Source organism: Campylobacter sp. RM9331, from assembly GCF_020137685.1.
Classification (GTDB): Bacteria; Campylobacterota; Campylobacteria; order Campylobacterales; family Campylobacteraceae; genus Campylobacter_E.
In genome coordinates this window covers 20,150-35,852 of the sequence record NZ_JACGBA010000002.1, presented here as the reverse complement: position 1 = coordinate 35,852, position 15,703 = coordinate 20,150, and the positions used below count along the sequence as shown (strand labels likewise).

Annotated in this window: 15 protein-coding genes, 1 tRNA gene and 1 pseudogene; 7 read left to right on the top strand and 10 right to left on the bottom strand. The window is 26.7% G+C overall.

The features are described 5' to 3' along the window. Both AVBRAN9331_RS01175 and AVBRAN9331_RS01170 read right to left on the bottom strand, forming a co-directional pair. On the bottom strand, positions 1–804 hold the full coding sequence (locus AVBRAN9331_RS01175; RefSeq protein WP_214116557.1) for a hypothetical protein: 804 nt from the start codon (positions 802–804) through the stop codon (positions 1–3). Positions 805–837: 33 nt separating this feature from the next. After that, positions 838–1,248, bottom strand: coding sequence for a Fur family transcriptional regulator (locus tag AVBRAN9331_RS01170; protein ID WP_214116554.1), 411 nt, complete (start codon positions 1,246–1,248; stop codon positions 838–840). A gap of 163 nt (positions 1,249–1,411) precedes the next feature. On the opposite strand from AVBRAN9331_RS01170, the pseudogene AVBRAN9331_RS01165 reads away from it, so the two are divergent. After that, positions 1,412–1,609 (top strand): annotated as a pseudogene (locus AVBRAN9331_RS01165) (Rdx family protein); the annotation flags it as partial. Positions 1,610–1,637: 28 nt separating this feature from the next. Here the strand turns inward: AVBRAN9331_RS01165 and AVBRAN9331_RS01160 are convergent. Beyond that, complete coding sequence (locus AVBRAN9331_RS01160) at positions 1,638–2,753, bottom strand: FtsW/RodA/SpoVE family cell cycle protein (protein ID WP_214116552.1); 1,116 nt, start codon at positions 2,751–2,753, stop codon at positions 1,638–1,640. 52 nt (positions 2,754–2,805) lie between these two features. Between AVBRAN9331_RS01160 and AVBRAN9331_RS01155 the strand changes: the two genes are divergently transcribed. The 6 genes from AVBRAN9331_RS01155 to AVBRAN9331_RS01130 all read left to right on the top strand — a co-directional run bounded on the left by AVBRAN9331_RS01155 (position 2,806) and on the right by AVBRAN9331_RS01130 (position 8,808). Then, positions 2,806–3,795, top strand: coding sequence for an RluA family pseudouridine synthase (locus tag AVBRAN9331_RS01155; RefSeq protein ID WP_336612249.1), 990 nt, complete (start codon positions 2,806–2,808; stop codon positions 3,793–3,795). A gap of 62 nt (positions 3,796–3,857) precedes the next feature. Further along, positions 3,858–5,057 (top strand): fibronectin type III domain-containing protein, encoded by a 1,200-nt coding sequence (locus AVBRAN9331_RS01150; RefSeq protein ID WP_214120131.1) that lies wholly within the window; start codon positions 3,858–3,860, stop codon positions 5,055–5,057. Further along, positions 5,057–6,190 carry a tRNA (guanosine(46)-N7)-methyltransferase TrmB gene (gene trmB / locus AVBRAN9331_RS01145; protein WP_336612248.1) on the top strand — a complete coding sequence of 378 codons (1,134 nt, stop codon included), beginning with the start codon at positions 5,057–5,059 and terminating at the stop codon, positions 6,188–6,190. Before AVBRAN9331_RS01150 ends, trmB begins: the two co-directional genes overlap by 1 nt. After that, the gene (locus tag AVBRAN9331_RS01140) at positions 6,187–6,864 is read left to right on the top strand and encodes a cell division ATP-binding protein FtsE (RefSeq protein WP_214120129.1); all 678 of its coding nucleotides are present in this window, start codon (positions 6,187–6,189) and stop codon (positions 6,862–6,864) included. Before trmB ends, AVBRAN9331_RS01140 begins: the two co-directional genes overlap by 4 nt. After that, on the top strand, positions 6,851–7,657 hold the full coding sequence (locus tag AVBRAN9331_RS01135) for an ABC transporter permease (protein ID WP_214116540.1): 807 nt from the start codon (positions 6,851–6,853) through the stop codon (positions 7,655–7,657). Before AVBRAN9331_RS01140 ends, AVBRAN9331_RS01135 begins: the two co-directional genes overlap by 14 nt. After that, a complete protein-coding gene (locus tag AVBRAN9331_RS01130) occupies positions 7,654–8,808 on the top strand; it encodes a murein hydrolase activator EnvC family protein (protein ID WP_214116538.1) in 1,155 nt (384 codons plus the stop codon). The genes AVBRAN9331_RS01135 and AVBRAN9331_RS01130 overlap by 4 nt, the downstream gene beginning before the upstream one ends. Positions 8,809–8,815: 7 nt before the next feature. Here the strand turns inward: AVBRAN9331_RS01130 and AVBRAN9331_RS01125 are convergent, their stop codons facing one another. From AVBRAN9331_RS01125 to AVBRAN9331_RS01095, 7 genes are all read right to left on the bottom strand, one after another. Beyond that, positions 8,816–10,129 carry an oligopeptide:H+ symporter gene (locus tag AVBRAN9331_RS01125; protein WP_214116536.1) on the bottom strand — a complete coding sequence of 438 codons (1,314 nt, stop codon included), beginning with the start codon at positions 10,127–10,129 and terminating at the stop codon, positions 8,816–8,818. 64 nt (positions 10,130–10,193) lie between these two features. After that, positions 10,194–10,270 (bottom strand) — tRNA-Ile (locus tag AVBRAN9331_RS01120). A gap of 152 nt (positions 10,271–10,422) precedes the next feature. After that, positions 10,423–11,535, bottom strand: a complete 1,113-nt coding sequence (gene ald / locus AVBRAN9331_RS01115) for an alanine dehydrogenase (RefSeq protein WP_214116534.1) — start codon at positions 11,533–11,535, stop codon at positions 10,423–10,425. A 98-nt stretch (positions 11,536–11,633) separates the two neighbouring features. After that, positions 11,634–12,194, bottom strand: coding sequence for a manganese efflux pump MntP (locus AVBRAN9331_RS01110; RefSeq protein WP_214150328.1), 561 nt, complete (start codon positions 12,192–12,194; stop codon positions 11,634–11,636). Then, the gene (gene gyrA, locus AVBRAN9331_RS01105; protein ID WP_336612247.1) at positions 12,184–14,787 is read right to left on the bottom strand and encodes a DNA gyrase subunit A; all 2,604 of its coding nucleotides are present in this window, start codon (positions 14,785–14,787) and stop codon (positions 12,184–12,186) included. The genes AVBRAN9331_RS01110 and gyrA overlap by 11 nt, the downstream gene beginning before the upstream one ends. Before the next feature lie 38 nt (positions 14,788–14,825). Further along, positions 14,826–15,389: a ComF family protein gene (locus AVBRAN9331_RS01100; RefSeq protein WP_239802769.1), complete on the bottom strand. Its 564-nt coding sequence runs from the start codon at positions 15,387–15,389 to the stop codon at positions 14,826–14,828. A gap of 7 nt (positions 15,390–15,396) precedes the next feature. Further along, positions 15,397–15,696 (bottom strand): thiamine-binding protein, encoded by a 300-nt coding sequence (locus AVBRAN9331_RS01095; protein WP_214116528.1) that lies wholly within the window; start codon positions 15,694–15,696, stop codon positions 15,397–15,399. Positions 15,697–15,703: the final 7 nt, after the last annotated feature.

Below are 15,703 nucleotides of genomic sequence, written 5' to 3'. Positions count from 1 at the left end.
TTATCCTAAATAATAAGTTCTAGCTATTTTACTAATTTTTCTAGCTATTTTTTTAACGCTTTTATTTTTTGCTAATTTTTCTTGAAAATCTAATTTTTTATGAGTTTTAAAAAAGCTTAAAAATTCAAGCAATATTATTAATTTTTCGCAACTTTCATTAAATCTTAATACTTTTATAGCTTCTTTTCTTAAAACTTTTGAAAAGATTTTTACAAAATTGACCTTAGCACAATTTGTGGTATAAAAATTATTTTCATCTAAAATAATACAAGATAAATTATCATAAAAATTATCATTTTTATTGATAGTTTTTATTATATTTTCTTCGTAAATAAAAGAGAATAAATTAAGAATTTCTTTTATTATCTCTTGCTTAGAATTAATACTCAAATAAAACAAATATATCCTTAAAGCAAGTCCTATGCTAATGCTTAAATCCCTTGATTTAAGCCCATAAGTTAAAAATATTTTTAATCTTTCATATTCACTAAAACTAAGTCCATCTTGAGAATTTTCATCAAATAAAGTGCAGATATAAAAATTATTAAATTGTTCTATCATCTTGCCTTGAGTGATGGCTCTTTTGTATTTTAAACTTTTGCTTTTTACTTCATTTAAGCTAAGCTCACTCGTATGATATTCTATGTCAGCTCTTGATAAATTAGCTTTTAAAAAATGTAAATTGCTATCAATTATATCAAGTTTATAAAGACTATTTTCAAATAAACAAAAACTATCTTTAAGCTTTTTAAACTCTAAATTACTCTCTAAGGTAAAAAAGAGAAAGTGTTTTAAAATACTCACCTAAACTCCTTTTTTATCTTATTTTAACTTATATTATTTGCAATTTGAACAAGTTGCCAAAAACGCTGTAATTTTAATACTTTCTATAGGATTATCTAACTTAGTTTGTAAAGTTTGTTGATATTTATCAAGTCCAGCCTTAACTTTATCTAAATCAAAAACACTTTTACAATTATTACAAACCAAATGAATATGTTCGTATTCATATATATCGTATTTTGATTTATCATTAGGGATTGAAATCTCAACCACTAAACCCTCATCAATCATAGTGCTAAGATTTTTATAAACAGTAGCAAGTGAAATTGCAGGATATTCAACCTTTATTTGCTCGTATAATTCATCAATACTAGGGTGTTCGTGTTTTGATAAAACTTTTAAAATGCTTATTCTTTGCGGAGTTGCTTTTAGCTTTCTATCCTTTAAAATCTCTAAAAACTTCATATTTACCTTTACCAAATAATATTTTTTATTAAATGCGAAAGAATACTATAAATAACTTAATATTTCTAGTCATTAATTAAGTTATTTTAAATTTGTAATATTTTTGTAAGGAGAAAAAATGAAAGCGAAAATCATTTATTGTAATGCTTGAAAATATGAACCACAAGCTGCAAGGGTTGCAGATGAATTAATTGGTGAATTTCAAGGAATAGAAGTAGAATTTGAAATAGGAAGTAAAGGCGATTTTATAGTTATTTGTGATAATGAGAAAATATATTCAAAAAATGAATTAATAGGTTGTGATAGCAAAAGATTTCCACATATTAATGAGATTAATTCACTTATTAAAGCCTATAGATAATTAAAGAATTTAATTTTAAATTCTTTAATTACAAATCAATTCTTACTAATTTATAATCAGGGTCAAACCTAAATGATAATAAATTTTCATATATTCCAAAAAGTATCATAAAGGTTACAAAAGAGCTTCCACCATAGCTAAAAAACGGCAGTGGCACTCCAACAACAGGAGCAAACCCTATAGTCATAGATACATTAACCCCAACATAAATAAATATTAATATGGATAGAGCTGATGTGAAAGTTTTAGCAAAATAATCTTTTTTAAGCTTTTTATTAAAGCTTAGCAAATGTAAAATCAGTAATAAATATAATCCTAAAAGCAAGCAAGCACCTAAAAATCCGTATCTTTCAATAGTATATGCAAAAATAAAATCACTCGTGCTAATTGGTAAGAATTTAAAATGAGTTTGAGTAGCATCATCTTTGCTTTTACCATTTATTCCACCACTTCCTATTGCTATCATACTTTGTCTTACTTGATAGCTTGGTTTTTCACTTAAAAAATCGGTAATTCTTTTCTTTTGGTAATCATTTAAATTATCATAGACAATAGGAGCTATTGGCATACAAATTCCAAGCAATAATGCCCCTGTTAAAATAATTTTATGATGAATGCCCACTAAAAACAATGTAACATAGCCAACTATTAAAATAATTAAAGCAGAACCTAAATCAGGCTCACTTTTAATAAGAACAAAAGGTAAAATTATATAAAAACTAATTTTGCAAAAATCTTTAAATCTATATCCATCATCAGGTGGAGGATTATGTCTAATTAAATAAGCAAGCATTAATAAAAACGCAGGTTTAAAAATCTCACTAGGCTGAATCGTAAATCTTGTAAAAGGAATTTCAAGCCATCTAGTAGCTCCTAATTTAGTAGCACCTAAAACATCAACTAATAATAATAAACCTATACAAAACCAGTAAAAAAAAGGAATAAGCCATTCAATTTTTTTAATTGGTAATAAAAAAAATATAAAAAAAGCAAAAAACCCTACAATCACATATATAATTTGTTTATGCGCTAAAACTTCATTCGCCTCATTCATTAATAAAAATGAAAAAATTATTATTGGAAATACGAGCAATGGCAATATAAAATCAAAGTGGGTTAAAATTTTACCATCTAGTTTTATCAATTTACAACCTTTTGCTAAATTTGTTTATGAATATGATTTAAAAAGGTTAATATTGAGTAAGATTGTAGCAAGTGAAATTGAAAGAATTGATATATATTTAGCTAAAGTTTTAGGACAAAGTCGCTCACAAATTTCTAATCTAATAAAAAATCAAAATGTATTAGTAAATAATAAAGTAATTAAAAGCTCATATAAACTAAATATAAATGATGAAATAGAGATTAATTACCCTGATATAAAAGATATAAATATTAAATATGAAGCTAATTTTGATGTAGAAATTCTGTATGAAGATGAGTATATGCTAGTAGTAAATAAGCCAAATAATGTAGCAACTCACGGCTGCTCTTCTTTAAAAGAAGCATCACTAGTAGAATGGCTACTTGAGAGAAATTATAAACTAGCTGATATCAACGGCAAAATAAGAGCAGGAATAGTGCATAGACTTGATAAAGATACTAGCGGAGTTATGCTAGTAGCTAAAAGCAATGAAGCATATTTTAGCTTAGCAAATCAGATTAAAAATAGAGAAGTAAATAGAATTTATCTAGCAGTTACAAACCACGCAATAAATCAAAATCATATAGAAAAATATATAAAAAGAAATGAGAATAATAGATTAAAAATGCAATCTTTAAGCAAAGATGAATGTATTAAAAAATACGGCTTAAATGAAGATAGATGGGGCAAATGGGCTAGAACTCATTTTATAAATCTTGCAAATACAAATGATAAAGCTTTAATTTCAGCAAAATTAGAAAGCGGTAGAACTCATCAAATAAGAACCCATCTAGCAAGTGTAAATAGATATATTTTAGGAGATAGTATTTATGCTGATGAGAGCAGTAAAAATAAAGCAAATAGATTAATGCTACATTCATTTTATATAAATTACACTCATCCAATAACAAATAATTTTATGGAATTTTATTCAAGTAATTGTTTGAGTTTTAATGAAGTTATTAAAGATTTTAAAGATATAAAACTTGACTTAAATCTAGCTCATAATTTATTAAATCAATTTAGTAATAATTTGGAATAGGATATGCTTATAAATCATTATTCATACTTAGTATAATTAAATCTTTACACGAAAGGCAAAATATGAAGAAAATTATTAAAATAAGTTTATTTACAGCTTTTATTATAGGTTTTAATGCGTGCTCTAGCACAACAAGTCTTAGTGAAATTGCTCCGATTGATAATCTTACTATGGTAAATAATATAAGAACTCTTCAAGGTATGAGAGAAATAGGATTTGAGTGGGACCCTATATATGATCAAAATATAGATGGTTATAAGATTTATAGAAAAGAGCTAAATGATGAAAATGCAAAAGACAAACTAATCGCTACTATAAATGATAGATATGCAACTCATTATTCTGATAATAATTTAAATCCTGATACTAGCTACGCTTATACTTTCGTAACTTTTAATAAAGAAGGTAATTCAAAACTATCTACTATAAATGTAAAAACTATAGGAAAAATTGAACCAGTTACATTCATTCAAGCAATAGCAGGACTTCCTAATAAAATCAAAATAATTTGGAGACCGCATACTGATTCAAGAGTTGTAAAATATAATATTTATAAACAAGACGCTAATTCTGATAAGTGGTATAAAGTAGCAACTATTAATAATCGCTTAAGTGCTGAATATTTAGACGAAGTTAAAGCAAATCTATATGCTAAATACAAAGTAACTGCACTAACTTATAACGGAGTTGAAAGTGATGCTAGTGCTGAAGTTGAAGCAATTAGTAAAGTTTTACCACCACAAATTGTAAATATCAATGTAACCACAAACCTACCTAAAAAAATAATTCTTACTTGGGACGCTCCTAAATATGAAGATTTTTCTCATTATAAAATATATTATTCAAAAGCATCTTTATTACCATTTTTTGAGCTAGCTACAACTACAGAAAATAGCTATGAGGATAATATAGGAGATGATGGAGTAAGCAGATATTATTATGTAACTATGATAGATAAAGACGGACTTGAGAGTGCAAAAACTGGCGTAAATGTAGTTGGAATGAGCCTTGATAAACCTAAAACTCCTGCTCTTACAGGATTTGAATTACAAAATGAAAATACACTAAAAATAAAATGGATTAGCACGGATAATCGTATAAGAACCTATAAACTTATTAAAAATTCAACAGAAGTTGCAAACGGAATACAAAATGATTATTATGTAGATACTACATATGTGCCTGGAGATGTTTATCAAATAATTGGCGTTGATGAATTTGGAATAGAATCAAAACCTAGTTCAAAATTGAGTGTTAAATAATGCCAAATTTTAAAGCAAAATATATAAAGAATTTAACCTTGCCAATTAGTGTTGGGGAGATTGAATTTAAATTTAAAACAAAAACACAATTAGGCAAAACTTTAGTTTATACTAGTATTAATAATTCTAGTTTTTTTATAGAACTTAACGAAAAAAATAATGATTTTGTAGTAAAAATTGATAAATTAACAAAAATTACCGACTTAGCCTTAATGCAAAAAGCCTTAGAAGCATTTGAAAAAACATTTTGTGATGAAATCATATCAAAAGCATATCATTATAATAAATTTAAAGAATTAGCAAGTAATGTCATATCATCTCCTAAGGACTTTAAAGAATTAATTAATTCATTAGATAATGCTTATTTAGAGATAGGTTTTGGTTCAGGAAGACATTTGCTATATCAAGCAAAAAATAATCCTCAAAATACTTATATAGGAATAGAAATTCATAAACCTAGTCTTATTCAAGTAAGTAAATTAGCTAAAGATTTAAAGAATATATATTTATTAGATTTTGATGCAAGAATAGCTATAAAAGAATTAAATAATAGTTGTTTAAATGGAATATATTTGCATTTTCCTGTGCCTTGGGACGACGCTCCTTATAGAAGAGTTGTATCAAATGAATTTAAAAACGAGTGCGAAAGAGTATTAAAAGAAAATGGATTTTTTGAATTAAGAAGCGATAGTTTAATGTATGCAGAATATACAAAAAATATTTTTTCTGATTTAGACTATGATTATTTTAAAAATAAAGACGCAAGGATAATAAGCAAATACGAAAGTCGTTGGCTTAAAATGAATAAAGATATATATGATTTTGTTTGCTATGTGAGAAATAAAAAGAATTTAAATCAAGAAATCATAAATCAAAAAATTAATTTCAAAATTGATTTTAATAAACTTAATTTTATAAAACATATCGATGAAGATTTTTTCTTAAAAATATCAAGAATTTATGAATGTGATAATGCAAAAATCATTCAAATAGCTTATGGTGGATTTGACACACCAAGTAGCTCTTATTTGTTATGTAAAGAAAATGAAGAATTTGAGTTTTTGTTTCACGACTTTTGCCCAAATACTTTAAATTTAAAAGCATTTATTAAATTAAAAGAGTTTTTACAATGAAAAGCAATGCTACTTTAATAAATGCCAATAATTTAACTCTAGCCTACAATAATGAAATAGTATTGCATAATATAAATTTTAGTGCTAATGAAGGTGATTTTATATTTATCACCGGTAAAAGTGGTAGCGGGAAAACAACATTGCTTAAAAGTTTTTTTGGAGAATTTAGCGAATTTAGTGGGGATTTGCATGTTTTGTTTAAAAATATGGGAAATATTAGCAATGCTGAATTGTTAAAACTTAGAAGAAAATTAGGAATAATTTTTCAAGATTATAAACTAATTAACGAGCTAAATGTAAGCGATAATATAGCATTACCTTTAAAAATAGCTGGCGTTAAAAATGAACAAATCAGCAAGCATGTAGATGTGTTATTAAAATACACAAAACTTCAGCATAAAGCTAAAAAAATGCCTTTAGAATTAAGTGGCGGAGAGCAGCAAAGAATAGCCCTTGCAAGAGCAATCATACACAATCCTAAAATAATAATTTGTGATGAGCCAACAGGAAATCTTGATATTCATTCAGCTGATATTATTTGGCAATTACTAAACGCTGCTAGAAATACATTCAATGCTTGCATTATCGCAGTAACTCATCAAATTCCACCTAGAATTGATTTTAATTATAGGCATTTAAATATAGAAAATGGGGTTTTGAATGAATTTATTTAAAACACATATTAGTTTTATTTTTCCACTTTTTATTATATGTTTTTGTTTTCAATTTGCCTTTTTTATTGATGAATTAATAAAAGATTATGAAACCAAATTAAATAAAGATTACAGCGTAGTATTAGTAAGCGAGCTTGAAATTCAAGCAGTTGATTTAGCTAATATTGAGTATTTTTCAAGTATTAATGAATTAGACCCTAGTGAAATTCTTAATAAATTAAAAAAAGATATAACAAATGCTAATTTAAATACCTTAAAATCAAAACTACCGAAATTTTATAATATTAGCTTTACTAAATTTATTAATGAAAACGAAATAAATCAAATCAAAAAACAACTATTAAAAATACCGAATGTTTTAAAAGTAGAAACATTCTCAAAAACACACATTAAAATATATAAACTATTAAATATTATAAAACTAATCTCTTATATATGTTTAATTTGCATAAGCATATTATCTATTGCTTTATTTATAAAACAAATAAAAATTTTTAAATACGAGCACGAAAATAGAATTTATATTCTTAATTTATTTGGGGCAAATTTCTTCCAAAGAGCTGCACCAATGCTTAAGATTGTATTTGTAGATAATATAATTTGTTTTGCTTTATTATTTGCGTTTTTTATTAATTTTAATAATATCTCTTATATAAAAGAATTTTTAGCAAAACTTGATATAGATTTACCGCAAATTGATTTTTTACCTAGCTTAATTGAAGTAAGCTCTTATTCTTTACTAGCTTCATTACTATGTATAATGATTGTAATGTTTAAGGTAAAAAGACAATGAAAAAACTTCTAATAGTTTTGTTTAGCTTAAGTTTATTTGCAAATCAAATAGAAAACAACACAAAAAAACTAGAGCAAACTCAAAATGAAAAAGAACAAATATCAAAAAAATTAGAAGATTTGGCAAGTGAAATAATTGAAGGGGAACAAAAATTAAAAGAAATAAATGAAAAAGTTAAAAAAACTTCAAATATAACAGCAGAATTACAAGAACTTGTAAATGCTCAAAATGGAGAATTAAATACATTTATCACACAAAATAAAGAGCTAATGAAAGATAAAGAGAAATTAGGTGCTAAATTAGTTGAAATAATTGCTAAGGATTTTTCGTATGATTTAATAGCACCAAAAGATTTAATTGATAGCTCAATGAGTATAGTTTCTATTGAAGTATTAAACACACTTTCTGAAGTTTTGAATAATGAGCTTTATAAAATTTCAAAAGATTATGCAAGAACGCAACAACAAATTGATTATAAGCAAAAAAAAATTAGTGAAATGAATGTAAATATTGATAATTATAAAAAACAAGCAAAAGAATTAAGCGAACTTAAAAAACGCCAAGAGAATTTAATTTCTAAACAAAAACAAGATGAAAAAATATATAAACAACGCCTAACAAATTTACAAAAACAACAAGATGAAATTAGAGCAACTTTGGCTAAATTAAAAATCATAGAAAATGAAAAATCAAATAAAAAATCAAGTCAAACTACACAAGTAAAACATTCTGATACCTTAAGTTATGATGGAAAAGTAGCAAAATATACAGGAGCAAAAACTATAGCACCTTTGGTTGATTTTAGTGTAAAACAAAAATTTGGAGATTACATAGACCCTATATATAAATTAAAAATATTTAATGAAAATGTAGTGCTACGCTCAAATACGCCTGATGCCAATGTAAGAGTAGTATTTGATGGAAAAGTAGTTTTTGCAAATGATACTGCAGTCCTTGATAAGGTTGTAATTGTTGAACACGCAAATGGAATTCACACAATATACGCTCACTTATCAAAATTTAGCAAACTTGCAAAGGTTGGAGAAGTATTAAAAAAAGGAAACATTGTTGGAAAAGTTGAAAGGGATTTAACTTTTGAAGTTACACAAAAAAACTACCACATAAATCCGTTAGAACTAATCAACAATTAAATTATAGTTATACTTTTAAGTATTTATACGCAAATAACATTAGTAATGCCAAAAATAATACAAAAAATCCTTGCATACTAAAATACAATTCATAACTAATATTATCAATATATTTTGCAATAATTCCTTCAATTCCTTGTGCGGCACCAGAACATAAAAACCAAATTCCCATAGTGCTTGAATTAAATCCACTTGGAGTTAATTTTGATACTATGCTAAGTCCTAAAACCCCTATGCTTGTTTGAGAAATACCCAACATAAAATAAGTAATTAATATATAAAATGGATTAATAAAATCATCTTTACTAAGCATTCCTAAAACAATAAATGAACTAGCAGCAATAATCATAGCAGCTGGTATAATTAATGCTTCATTAATTGAGCTTTTTTTACTTATAAAACTTAAAAGCATACTTGTAAAAATACTGACTAAAAACATAAAAGCTAAATACCAACTAGCTGGAATTTGATAATTTAAAATACTAAAAGAAACCTTACTTTTAATTAAAATATTTAAAGTATTAAAGCTTTGAAAAATCAACATATAAAAAAACACAGCAGCTATTAAATAAAAAGCTAATTTTTTAAAATTATTTTTTGTTGGTATTTTTCTATAAATAAAAATATAAAAAATTATTAAAATTAAAATTGAAAAAATACTTATAATTTTACTAACCACCAAAAGTTCTTGAGTAGCTAAAAATGCAATAAATAAAAATATCAAAATAAGCATAGCTATATTATTTTTAAAAAAATCATATTTTATAGGTTCGCTAGATATATATTTTGAATTATAAAAAAATACTAAAATAGCACAAAATACACTAAAAAATGATATGAAAAATGCTAAATTATAAGAATGTAGTATTAAAAGACCAGCACTAATTTGCCCCAAAAAACATCCTATATTTACAAAAATATAAAACATACTAAATACATACTCGCTATCATTAGGATAACTTTTAGATAACAAACTTGTAATATTTGACTTGATTAATACACTACCAAAAATAATGCAAAAAAGAGATATTGTTAATAAATCAAAAGTTAAACACAAATACCCTAAAGTAAGAAAAATAATTCCTAAAATTACACATCTTTTTGCACCTAAGCAAAAATCACTTAAATATGCTCCAAATATACCAAAAGCATAAATGGCAGCACCCAAACTTGCACTTATTGCACTTGCTTCACCTTTAGAAAAAGAAAATGTATCCATTAAATAAAATACAAAAATACCTAAAAAGCCTAAAAAGGCAAATCTTTCTAGGGCTTCTATGTAACATATTGGTAATAGTGGTTTTAACTTATTTTTTGACATCGTTTTCTCCTAAAGAAAATCTTGAAGCCTAAGAAAGATTTAATTCTATTAAATTTAAAGGAGGTGGTGGATTTACCAGGACTCGAACCTGGGACCAACCGGTTATGAGCCGGTTGCTCTAACCAACTGAGCTATAAATCCTCCGTGATTAAAAGCTGTTATTATATATTTAAAAACTTAAAAATTACTTAAACAATAAAATTTTTATCTTTTTTATAGGCTTTTATTGAATATTACAAAATAACCCATAAAAACCTATAGGCATTTATAAAAAATATAAATGCCTAATCATATTACATAGCAATGAAATTCTTAGGATTAAAATACTCAAGGTTAAAGGCATTTGCCACACCTTCGTGAGTGCAGTGTCCTTTATGTGTATTTAAACCATATCTTAAACTTTCAAAACAAGTTATAGCACCAATTACTCCAAGGTTTGCTATTTTAATTCCATAAGGAGTTGTAGCGTTTAATAGTGCTAAAGTAGCTGTTTTTGCAACTGCTCCTGGCATATTACCAACTGCATAATGAATTATACCATCAACTTCATAAATAGGGTTTGTATGAGTTGTTGCACGGCTTGTCTCAAAACAACCGCCTTGATCAATCGCAACATCAACTATAACAGCACCTTTTTTCATATGCTTTAAATGTTTTCTAGATAATAATTTAGGAGTTTTTGCTCCCGGAACTAAAGCTGCTCCAATTACTACATCAGCATCTTTTATACTATCTAATATATTTGAAATATTACTATATAAAGTAGTAATCTTACCATTAAATACATGGTCAATATAATCTAGTCTATTAGCATCACGACCTAAAATCACAACTTCAGCTCCCATACCAAAAGCAAGTTGAGCAGCATTAAGCCCTACCATACCACTACCTAAAATTACAACTTTTCCTTTTTTAACACCAGTTAGACCACTAAGCAGCATTCCATTACCACCATAAGTTTTTTCTAAATACTTACAACCTTGAATTACCGCTAAACGACCAGCAATAGCACTCATAGGAGCTAAGCAAGGAAGATTTTTACCTTCTTGAATCGTCTCATAAGCAAATGCTGATATTTCTTTATCTATTAACATTTTTGTAAGTTTTTCATCTGCTGCTAAATGTAAATATGTATATAAAATCTGTCCTTTTTTAAAATACTTATATTCACTTTCAATTGGTTCTTTTACTTTAATAATCATTCCAGCTTTTTCAAAAATTTCTTCTTTAGTTAAAATCTTTGCTCCGGCTTTTATATATTCTTCATCACTTATATCAATACCAGCACCGGCTTTACTTTCTACTAAAACTTCATGTCCATGATTTATATATTCAATAACATCTAAAGGCGTTAAGCCAACTCTATATTCTTGGTCTTTAATTTCTTTTAAACAACCTATAATCATTTATACTCCTTTTGTGATAAAGGAGTATGATATAAAAAAAATAAAAACTTCAAAAGATTTTTTTAAAAAAATTATAAAAAGTGTTACGAATTTACAAGTTATATGTTTTCTAGCATATGAACTATTACAATTTTAAACGCTAAAAATAAAAGTAGCAAGCTTCCTATTGGTTGTAAAATTTTTTTATTAACTTTCATTTTGCTTATAAACAAACTAGAAAAACACATAAAAAATGTAACTAAAGCTATTAATACAGAAGAAATAAATAAATTATATTCCAAAGAAAATATCATAAGTCCTGCACCTAAAGCATCAATACTAGTTACTATACTAAGCAAAAACAACGACCCATAACTAATATCAATATTCTCATTTTCATTATCTAAAAATTCTTTAAATAATTTATAAGCTAAAAATGCAAAAACTACAAAAATCAAATAGTGATCAATTGCTTGAATTAACTTCATATATCTTACATTTAGTAAATAAGTTACATAATATCCTAAAATAGGCATTAAAACCTGAAAACAAGCAGATAATATACTAAAAACTAATAATTTTTTTAAAGATTGTTTTTGTAGCACTAAGCAAATACTTAATGCTACAAAAAATGCGTCAATTGCTAAAGAGAATGCTAAAATAATAATATCAATTATCATCAAATAAACCACTCTCTTCTTCTAAATTTTCTTCCTCATCCTCTTCCTTAGGGCATTTTGCAATGCTTACAACCTCATCACTACCAACATTTACAACGATTACTCCGCTTGTATTTCTACCAGCTTTTCTAATGCTTTGCATATCAGTTCTAATCATCTTGCCACTACTTGTAAGCGCCATTAAATCCATAGTATCATCAACAATTACAATGCCTACTAAATCTTTTGTCTTTTGAGTAAGTTTCATACAAATTACGCCCTTACCACCACGACTTTGTAAACGATATTCTCCTGCATCAGTTCTTTTTGCGATACCTTTTTGGCTAACACTTAAAATTTCTTGCTCATTACTTTCAATAACTACTGCACCTATTACATAATCTTGCTCTTCTTTAAAGCGAATAGCAGTTACTCCACGAGCTACACGACCAATTTGACGAACTTTTGTAAGTGGGAATTTAATACACATACCCTTTTTAGTAGCTACAAAAATCATAGTTCCACTAACTTGCTCTTCTTGATTTTCTTGGTTTTCATCTAAAGAATTTTCTTCTTCAACAATTTGAATATTATCATCTTCAATAATTTCACTATTTTCATCAACCAAATCAATATTTTCACTATCATCATTTTGTGCTATTAAAACACTTACTAATTCATCGTTTTCATCAAGATTAATAGCTCTTACACCAACTGAACGGATATTGCTATATTCACTTAAATTCGTGCGTTTAATAAGACCATTTTTAGTAAAGAATGCAAGTGATTTTGTCTTAGCAAAATCAGTTGTTGGAATTATTGCCATAATTTTTTCATCTGGTAAAAGATTGATTAGATTTACAACAGCTTTTCCTTTAGCAGTTCTACTACCTTCAGGAATTTTATAAACTTTTAACCAATATAGTTGTCCTTTATTAGTAACAAACATTAGCGTATCGTGAGAATTTGCAGTAAAGAAACTCTCTATAAAATCATCATCATAAGTAGTAACTGCAACTTTACCTTTACCACCACGCTTTTGTTTTTCATATGATTTTGTAGGAACTCTTTTGATATACCCACGATGAGTAATTGTAATTACCATTGGCTCATTTGGTATTAAATCTTCTACATCAATTTCATCATAATCATCTACTATTTCGGTAATTCTTGGAACTTTAAATTTATTTTTAATTTCTAATAATTCATCGTGAATTATTTCTTCTATTTTTTCTTCGCTTTTTAAGATTGCATTTAGTTCTTCAATTTTTGCTAAAAGCTCTCTTAACTCATCTTCTAATTTATCTCTTTCAAGTCCTGTAAGACGGCTAAGTCTCATTTCTAAAATAGCATTAGCTTGTAATTCAGTTAAGCTAAATTTTTCTACTAAAGCATCTCTTGCACTTGCAGTATCTGCACTTGATTTAATTAATGCAATTACTTCATCTATATTATCTAGTGCAATTTTAAGACCTTCTAAGATATGTGCTCTTGCTTTTGCTTTTTCAAGTTCAAAAATAGTTCTTCTAATAATTACGGTTTTTCTATGATTTAAGAATAAATCTAATAGCTCAATTAAAGAAAATACCTTAGGTTCTTTATTGTGAATTGCTAACATTATCACACCAAATGTTGTCTCCATTGTGGTGCTTTTAAATAAATTATTTAGCACAATTTCACTCATAGCATCACGCTTAAGCTCAATTACAAGGCGAATTCCATCTCTATCACTCTCATCTCTTGTCTCGCTTATACCTTCTATTTGCTTTTCTTTTACAAGCTCTGCAATTTGCTCGTGAAGTCTTGCTTTATTTACTTGATAAGGTAACTCATCAATTACTATTAGCTCTTTATTTCCTTTTTGTTCTATATGAGTTTTTGCTCTTACTTTAATTCTACCACGACCTGTTTTATAAGCTTCTATAATGCCTTTTTTACCAAAAATTATCCCACCAGTTGGAAAATCAGGACCTTTTATAAACTGCATTATTTCTTCTAAACTAGCGTTTTTATTCTCAAGTAAATATAAAAGTCCATCTACTAATTCATCTAAACTATGTGGCGGAATATTAGTTGCCATACCAACAGCAATACCACTTGAGCCGTTTAATAATAAATTAGGCACTCTTGAAGGTAAAACATCAGGCTCACTCATACTATCATCATAGTTTGGAACAAAATCAACGGTGTCTTTATCTAAATCTTTTAACAATTCTTCAGCCAAAATTGTCATTCTAGCTTCGGTATAACGCATAGCTGCAGCACCATCTCCATCAACTGAACCAAAGTTTCCTTGACCATCAATACTTGGGTATCTCATTGAAAAGCTTTGTGCCATTCTTACTAAAGCATCATAAACAGCAGTATCTCCGTGCGGATGGTATTTACCGATTACATCACCCACTATACGAGCTGATTTTTTATAAGCACTTTTTGAACCTACTCCTAAATCATTCATTGCATAAAGAATTCTTCTATGAACCGGCTTTAATCCATCTCTTGCATCAGGTAAGGCACGGCCTATAATTACTGACATAGAATAATCAAGATAGCTTGTTTTTATACTATCTTCAATATCTACAATAGTAATTTCACTATTATCAAATAAATTCATTGTTTTCCTTTAAGTAAAGATTTTTTTATACTAGCAAACTAAACTTTCGCATCGGCTAATACGACCGCAAAAAGAACCTTAATTTTAGCTTTTTTAAGCACTAAATTCGCTTGTTTTAAAGACTCACCTGAAGTGATAATATCATCTACTAAAATTACAGGTAAATCCAAGGTCTTTTGTAATTCATATTTTCTTTTATTTTTCTTTCTAAATGAAAGGCTTTTGCCTTTATAAATAATCTTATTTTTTGCTTTAATTGCGTTATATAATGGAATAATATTTTTTGATTTCATATTTTTAATAAGTATTGCTGTATGAGAATACCCGCTAGAGCAATCATCATCTAAGCCTATAGCATAAGCTAATTCATTATCAAAATGAAATCTTTTATAAGAATAAGATGCGAGTTTATTTAATATAAAATATCCACTAATAAAATGCTTGTGATTTAATAATTTTTTAATTTTAGAATATTTATAAAAGCTAATTACTTCTAAACCATCATCTAAAATTCTTCTTTTACATTCAAGTAATTTAAATTCTTTTTCACAAGTTTTACAAAAAATCTTAAATGTAGGCTTAGAGCAATTATAACATAGCATAAAGATTTTATTCTTTATCTTTTAGACGCTTTTTAACCGATTTTACCTTATATTTTAGATTATCATTTCTACTTTTGTGAATGTCAAATTTGGCTACTAAATAAACTCTATCTTTATTAATTAATTTATTTGCTTTATTTAAAATTTTTAAAGCACTTTTTAAATCATCAGTTTCTACGCTAGTTCCCATTGCACCTAATTTGTGTTTTATATTTTTCTTTCTTAAATACTCAATAATTGGTGCTATTTCTTCACTTTTACTATCATCGCTCATAGAAAAAATACAAAAATCCATTGTAACACTCATTTTTTCT

Excerpts from the sequence above, each read along its gene's own strand:
- AVBRAN9331_RS01170 (WP_214116554.1), bottom strand. The coding sequence starts at position 1,248 with ATGAAGTTTTTAGAGATTTTAAAGGATAGAAAGCTAAAAGCAACTCCG.
- AVBRAN9331_RS01150 (WP_214120131.1), top strand. The coding sequence starts at position 3,858 with ATGAAGAAAATTATTAAAATAAGTTTATTTACAGCTTTTATTATAGGT.
- trmB (WP_336612248.1), top strand. The coding sequence starts at position 5,057 with ATGCCAAATTTTAAAGCAAAATATATAAAGAATTTAACCTTGCCAATT.
- AVBRAN9331_RS01140 (WP_214120129.1), top strand. The coding sequence starts at position 6,187 with ATGAAAAGCAATGCTACTTTAATAAATGCCAATAATTTAACTCTAGCC.
- AVBRAN9331_RS01135 (WP_214116540.1), top strand. The coding sequence starts at position 6,851 with ATGAATTTATTTAAAACACATATTAGTTTTATTTTTCCACTTTTTATT.
- AVBRAN9331_RS01130 (WP_214116538.1), top strand. The coding sequence starts at position 7,654 with ATGAAAAAACTTCTAATAGTTTTGTTTAGCTTAAGTTTATTTGCAAAT.
- AVBRAN9331_RS01125 (WP_214116536.1), bottom strand. The coding sequence starts at position 10,129 with ATGTCAAAAAATAAGTTAAAACCACTATTACCAATATGTTACATAGAA.
- ald (WP_214116534.1), bottom strand. The coding sequence starts at position 11,535 with ATGATTATAGGTTGTTTAAAAGAAATTAAAGACCAAGAATATAGAGTT.
- AVBRAN9331_RS01110 (WP_214150328.1), bottom strand. The coding sequence starts at position 12,194 with ATGATAATTGATATTATTATTTTAGCATTCTCTTTAGCAATTGACGCA.
- gyrA (WP_336612247.1), bottom strand. The coding sequence starts at position 14,787 with ATGAATTTATTTGATAATAGTGAAATTACTATTGTAGATATTGAAGAT.
- AVBRAN9331_RS01100 (WP_239802769.1), bottom strand. The coding sequence starts at position 15,389 with ATGCTATGTTATAATTGCTCTAAGCCTACATTTAAGATTTTTTGTAAA.
- AVBRAN9331_RS01095 (WP_214116528.1), bottom strand. The coding sequence starts at position 15,696 with ATGAGTGTTACAATGGATTTTTGTATTTTTTCTATGAGCGATGATAGT.